The organism is Cupriavidus sp. 8B, assembly GCF_054589115.1.
The window spans coordinates 56,910-63,440 of sequence record NZ_BAAILO010000404.1 but is presented as its reverse complement, the minus strand read 5'-3'; the positions used below and the strand labels follow the sequence as shown (position 1 = coordinate 63,440).

General features: G+C 67.5%; 6 protein-coding genes. All 6 read left to right on the top strand.

Annotated elements, in window-relative coordinates:
- Nucleotides 1-734 precede the first annotated feature (734 nt).
- Nucleotides 735-1,403: a phosphatase PAP2 family protein gene (locus ACYP5B_RS37995; RefSeq protein ID WP_400095857.1), complete on the top strand. Its 669-nt coding sequence runs from the start codon at nt 735-737 to the stop codon at nt 1,401-1,403.
- Between the two features lie 126 nt (nt 1,404-1,529).
- Entirely contained in the window at nt 1,530-2,939 is a 1,410-nt protein-coding gene (locus tag ACYP5B_RS37990; RefSeq protein WP_459573009.1) for an undecaprenyl-phosphate glucose phosphotransferase, read from the top strand.
- Between the two features lie 128 nt (nt 2,940-3,067).
- A complete protein-coding gene (locus ACYP5B_RS37985) occupies nt 3,068-3,319 on the top strand; it encodes an acyl carrier protein (protein WP_400095858.1) in 252 nt (83 codons plus the stop codon).
- Entirely contained in the window at nt 3,316-4,515 is a 1,200-nt protein-coding gene (locus ACYP5B_RS37980) for an acyl-CoA dehydrogenase family protein (RefSeq protein WP_400095859.1), read from the top strand. Before ACYP5B_RS37985 ends, ACYP5B_RS37980 begins: the two co-directional genes overlap by 4 nt.
- A 10-nt stretch (nt 4,516-4,525) precedes the next feature.
- The gene (locus ACYP5B_RS37975; protein WP_400095860.1) at nt 4,526-5,530 is read left to right on the top strand and encodes an amino acid--[acyl-carrier-protein] ligase; all 1,005 of its coding nucleotides are present in this window, start codon (nt 4,526-4,528) and stop codon (nt 5,528-5,530) included.
- Entirely contained in the window at nt 5,530-6,522 is a 993-nt protein-coding gene (locus ACYP5B_RS37970; protein WP_459573008.1) for a DUF1839 family protein, read from the top strand. The genes ACYP5B_RS37975 and ACYP5B_RS37970 overlap by 1 nt, the downstream gene beginning before the upstream one ends.
- The last annotated feature ends 9 nt before the right edge of the window (nt 6,523-6,531 follow it).

The window sequence follows — 6,531 nt, the reverse complement described above, 5'->3', positions numbered from 1 at the left end:
TCGCTCGCCACGAGTACTGCGTGGTGGTGGCGAGCGAGCCGGCGCTGGAGCGCGTGCATGAGTGCGTGCATGAGCCGGCGGCCGGCTAGGCCGCGGCCACTGGATAGGGCGTCCCGGTAGCAGCGCGGGATGCAGACACCTGGTCATCCGCGGCAAGACCACGAGGGCAGGACAAGAAGAGGGAGCGACGAGAAGCGCGTGTTCGGGGGACCGGAGCTTTTCCGGTGCGCATGCCGGCAGGGATGCGCGCACGCGTGTTTCGGTCGCAGCGCATGCTGCGCCGGATCTTGATGGCCACGGTCGAGCCGGCCGGCAGAGGCGGCAAACCGTGGCCTGTTTCTTTTCCTGCCTGCCGATGGCTGCCCGGCAAGATTGCCAAAACCAGAATGCGCCGCACAAAAAAAAGAGTCCGCCGACCGGGGGACCATGCGGACTCTAAAGTGGCCTGCTCGATTCCGCTCGGCCGGCCACTCTCCGACGATAGCTAAACCCCGGCGGTAGCTGTATCGACCAGAAGACGCATCTGCCACATGGCTGAAGGGCTGGCCCGCCGGCTCCCCGCGCAGACCCGCCAGCCCAGCGCGCGCTTCGCGCCACCGCGTGGCCCCGCGGCTGGCACCCTGGCCGCCTCATGCTTTTGGCTGGGTTTAGGCCGACCCGAAAGCACGCGCGGCAGGCAAGCCCGTCGCGCAACTGTGTTACTTTGCTCGCGTGCTCGCCCCCTGACAGCCATCATGATTCCCTGGCATTTCATTTCCCGCTTTGGCGAAACCTCCCTTCTGCTGCCCTGCGCCGTGTTGATCGCCGCATGGCTGTTCCATGCCGGCGCCGTTGCCAGCGCGCGCCGCTGGGTGCTGAGCTTCGGTGTGACCGCCGCGGTGGTGCTGGCCTCCAAGCTGGCCTTCATGGGCTGGGGCATCGGCTGCGCGGCGCTCAACTTCACTGGGTTTTCCGGGCATAGCATGATGTCGGCGTCGGTACTGCCAGTGCTGTTCTACCTGGTCGTGTCGGCGCGGCATCCTCGTCTTGCGGTTGGCGCTGGCTGGATCGGCCTGCTGCTGGCGTTGCTGGTTGGCGTATCGCGGCTGAAGCTGGAGGCACATTCCGGCTCCGAAGTACTGAGCGGGCTTGCGCTCGGATTTGCCGTCAGCCTGAGCTTCATCTTCTGGGGCCGGCGGCCGGCCCGCTCCGCGCCGGCCCTGGCAGGCGCGCTGGTGGTCGTCCTGATGCTGGGGGTGCCGGCGGTTGGCGTCGCCGCGCCCACGCATCACTGGCTCGAAATCATTGCCGCCCGGCTGGCCGGGCGCGACAAGCCATTCCAGCGCGGGCAATGGCGCGAATGGGCTGGACAGCGCGAGGGTTCCGCGCTGCTGGCCTGCATGCCCACCTCCACGCCGCCCTGAGCCGGGCTGCCCAGCCGGCCAGCACGCGTCCTGAGCGTGTGTGTGCGCAAGCAAACAGACTGTATCGCCGCCGCGGCGCAACCATGATCTGCATAACAAGTCCGGCTCGCCGGATGGAGGCAAATCATGTCGACGGTGCGCGCATTCGTTGCCGAGAGGCAGGCCGCCCTGCAAATCCTGTATCGTTTCGCCGACGCGGCCATCGTTGCCGCCTGCGGCGTGGTGGTCGGCGCGCTCCTGTTCCCCCAAGGCCTGCGGGGCGCCGCCCCGGTCCATGGCTTCATCACCGTGCTGTGTTCGGTCAGCACCTTGCTGGTGTTCCCCGCCTGTGGCCTGTACAACTCCTGGCGCGGCCGCAGCCGCGCCGCGTTGGCGGTGCGCACGCTCGCGGCCTGGGGCGCGGTGTGCGTGCTGGGCTTGGTCACTGCGTACCTGATGCACCAGTCGGCCGCGCTGTCCCGGCTCTGGTCGATGGGCTGGGTGCTGAGCGTCGCCGTCATGCTGCTGGCCTCGCGGGTGGTGCTCTACGGCATGCTGGGCAGCGTGCGCGAGCACGGCATCAATGCCAAGCGCGTCGTGATCCTGGGCTACGGCTCGCTCGGCCACGAGATGTACCAGCGCGTACGGAACAATCGCGGCGCGGGCTACGACGTGGCCGGTATCTACGACGAAGGCACGGAGCAGCCGGTGCCCGCGGGCGTGACGCGGCTGGATTCGCTGCAGCAGGTCTGCGCGTTCGTGCGCAACAACGGCGTGCGCGAAATCTGGCTGACGCTGCCGATGGCTGCGTGCCGTGATCTCTATGACGTGGTATCCCACTTCCGCAATGACCTGATCGACATCCGCTGGGTGCCCGACATCATGGCGGTCGAGTTGCTCGGCCATCGCTTCAGCGACTTCCTCGGCCTGCCGGTCATCGACCTGAACAGCCCGCCGCAGTCGGGCATCACGGGTCTGCTCAAGGCCAGCTTCGACCGCGCCTTCGCGCTGGCGGCGCTGGTCGGGCTGTCGCCGCTGCTGCTGCTGATCGCCGTGCTGGTCAAGCGCTCCTCGCCCGGCCCGGTCCTGTTCCACCAGACCCGCCTGGGCATGGATGGCCGGCCGTTCCGCGTCTACAAGTTCCGCACCATGGTGCAGCACCAGGAAGCAGGCAGCGTGACCCAGGCCGTGCGCGGCGATGCGCGCGTCACCCGTATCGGCGCCTTCCTGCGCCGCACCAGCCTGGACGAGCTGCCGCAGTTCATCAACGTGCTGCGTGGCGAGATGTCGGTGGTGGGCCCGCGTCCCCACGCCATCGAGCACAACGAGATCTACAAGGAGGTCATCGATCGCTACATGCTGCGCCACCGGGTCAAGCCCGGCATCACCGGCTGGGCGCAGATCAATGGCCTGCGCGGCCAGACCGACACGGTGGAGAAGATGCGCAAGCGCATCGAGTTCGACATCTTCTACATCCGCAACTGGTCCTTCCGCCTGGACCTGCACATTATCCTGCGCACCGCGCTGCACGGCTGGACGGGACGCGAGGCGGTCTGAGCCGTTCGCGCCCCCGAGCACCGGCGCCGGCAACCGATATGCAAGGTTGGTGGGCCAGCGCACCGAAGGCGGCCTGCCGCTGCGGCCCAATGATGAATCCCGACCATCCTCACCGAGGAGACACAGTGATGAAGGCAACCATTCGACAAATCCTTGCCGATGTGGCGCGGCTCGACGTGTCGGTCGACGCGCTCGACGACCAGGCCGATCTTTACGAGGCCGGCTTGTCATCGCTTGCCACCGTCCATGTGATGCTGGCGATCGAAAACGCATTCAATATCGAGATCCCGGACGCCATGCTGACCCGCCAGCTCTTTCGCAGTGTCAACTCGCTGGCAGCGGCGGCCGCGCATCTAAGACAGCAACAGGAGGCAGCATGAGCCCCTCGCTAGCCAGTGTGGACCTGGCACGCCCGATGGCGGCCCACACCACCGCCGCCGAACTGATGGCTGCAGCGCAGCTCGCCGCGACCGAGGCGGCCAAGCACGCCGACCAGGTTGACCGCGACGCAGCCTTTCCGCATCAAGCCTTTGCCGCCATCAGGCAGCACCGGCTGCTCAGCGCCATGGTGCCCGCCGCGCACGGCGGCGCCGGCGCCTCGCTCGACACCGTTGCGGCCCTCTGCCGTGTGCTGGGCGGGGCCTGCTCGTCGGCCGGCATGGTCTACGCCATGCACCAGATCCAGGTGGCGTGCATCGTCGAGCACGGCACGGGGAGCCCTTGGCATGAGCATCTGCTCGAACGCATTGCCTCGGAACAGTTGCTGCTCGCCTCGGCCACGTCAGAAGAAGCGATCGGCGGCGCGCTGCGCAACAGCGGCTGCGCCGTCAATGTCGAGAGCGGCCGCTTCCATCTGCTCAAGATGGCGCCCACGATTTCCTATGGCGCGCATTCCGACGCCATCCTGGCCACCGCGCGCCGTCATGCCGATGCCTCGCCCTCGGACCAGGTCATGGTGTGCTTGCTGAAAGACGATTTTACGCTGCAGGGCCTTAGCACCTGGGACACCCTTGGCATGCGCGGCACCTGCAGCAACGGCTTTCGCCTGGAGGCGCGCGGCGCCTGCGAGCAGATCCTGCCGGTGGCGTTCGGTGAGATCGCGGACGGCACCATGACGCCGGTTTCGCACATCCTGTGGGCCGCCTTGTGGACCGGCATCGCCGGCGATGCCGTGCAGCGCGCCAAGGCCTTTTTCCAGGGCCAGGCGCGTGCGCGCCCGGGCTCGCTGCCGCCCTCGGCGACGCGGGTGGCGGATGCGGTGGCGATGGTGCAGATGATGGAAGGACGGATCGAGCTCGCATTGGCGCACCAGCGCCAGCGTCACGCTGGCCTCTCGGTGTCGGCGCTGTTCTCGCTCGCCGCGGAAATGAACGGCCTGAAGACCAGCGTCAGCACGATGGCGATCGAGGCCGTGCAGCAAGCGATGATGGTCTGCGGCATGGCCGGTTACAAGCAGGGCACGCCCTACAGCCTGGGGCGTCACCTGCGCGATCTCTGGTCCGCGCCGCTGATGATCAACAACGACCGGATCCTGACCAATACCGCCAGCCTGCTGCTGGCCGAGCGTTCCAGCTAGGGAGCACGACATGGATGCCAACGTCAGCGTGGAAGATCGCGCCAGTTCCGCGCCCGGGGACGCCGCCGCCGCCTCGGCCGCTACGCCCTCGTACAGCGATCCGCAGGCAGGCCAGCGGCGCTACCAGCAGGCATTGATCGAGGCGGGCCTGCTGATCCCGAGCGGGGTCGATGGCGTCTATGGCCGCAGCGCGGTGTTCGAGGCCATCGCGGACGGGCTGAACGTGGCCGTTACCGAGCTCGGCGCCGACCAGCGCGCGGAAGTGATGCGCTTTCCGCCCGCCATGTCGCGCAAGGATTTCGAGGCCAGCGACTACCTGAAGAGCTTTCCGCAGCTAGCCGGCACCGTGCACAGCTTCTGCGGCAGCGATCGCGACCATCATCGCCTGCTGGCGCGGATGGAGACGGGCGAGGAATGGGCCGACGAGCAGCGGCCGACCCGCGTGGTGCTGACGCCGGCCGCGTGCTACCCGATCTATCCGGCGGTGGCGCGGCGCGGCCCGATGCCGCCGCAGGGGCTGGTGGTGGATGTGCTGTCGTATTGCTTCCGCCATGAGCCGTCGATCGATCCGGCGCGCATGCAGATGTTCCGCCAGCGCGAGTACGTGCGCCTGGGCAATGCAGGGCAGATCATCGCCTTTCGCCAGCTGTGGATGGAGCGCGGCCAGCAGCTGGCCACCATGCTCGAGCTCCCGCACGAGGTGGACGTCGCCAATGACCCGTTCTTCGGGCGTGGCGGCAAGATCGTGGCGGACAGCCAGCGCGAACTGAAGCTCAAGTTCGAGCTGCTGATCCCGATCAACGAGGGCGCCCCGCCCACGGCGTGCATGAGCTTCAATTACCACATGGATCACTTCGGCCAGGTGTGGACGCTGCGCACCGCCGACGGCGAGCCGGCGCACACCGGCTGCGTGGGTTTCGGCATAGAGCGCCTGACGCTGGCGCTGCTGCGCCACCACGGCTTCGACCTGTCGCTGTGGCCCAAGGACGTACGCGCCACCCTGGGAGGGCTGTAATGCTCGTCGATCCGCGATCCCTGGAGCGTGGCACGCACGTGTCGCACGCCTTGCACAATGGCAATCCCGTCTGGCCGCAGACCAACTGCTATGTGGACCTGTGGATCGAACTGCTGCACGGCTGGGGGCTGGACCCGGTGGCGGCGCTCGGCTTCACCGTGTCGCAGGATTTCGAGGGCGACCAGTTCACCTTCTTCAAATACCCGCCGGACGATCTCGAACGTCTCTACGGCGTGGTGGTGCAGGAGCTGTCGCTATATGAGTCGATGGAAGACCGCGTCGCCGGGCAGACCTGCCGTGGCCACGTGGTGCTACTCGAGGTGGACGGCTTTTACCTGCCGGACAACCGGGCCACATCGTACCGCCGCGAACATACCAAGACCACCATCGGCATCGATGTGATGATGCCCGAGACGCAGTCCGTGGGTTATTACCACAACGAGGGCTATCACGTGGCCAGCGGCGAGGACTACGCCGGGCTGTTCCGCCGCCTGCCCGCGCTGGCGGACGACGTGAACCTGCTGTTCCCGTACGCCGAGGTGGTGCGCCGCCGCTTCCCCGCGCTCGAAGGGACGATGCTGGTGCGCGCCTCGCTGGCGCTGCTGCGCAAGCACCTGGCGCGCCGTCCGCGGCAGAATCCGATCACGGCCTTCCGCACTGCGTTTCCCGCGCATCAGGAAGCCCTGATGGCGGGTGGCGAGCGAACCTTCCATCCCTACGCCTTCAGCGTGCTGCGCCAGCTCGGTGCCAACTTCGAGCTGCTTGGGCAGTACCTGCGCTGGCTGGTGCAACACGGCCAGCCGATGCCAGAGAGCATTGCGGGCGCGTGCCAGAAGCTCGCGTCCGAGGCCATGGTGATGCAGTTCCGCCTGGTGCGTTCCATCATCAGCCGCCGCGTGGATCGCTGCCGCGATTGCCTGGACCAGCTCGAGGCTTCCTACGAGGCGGCGGTGCCGGCGCTGGCGGGCTACGTGGGCGAAGCCGAGTACTGAGGGCCGCCC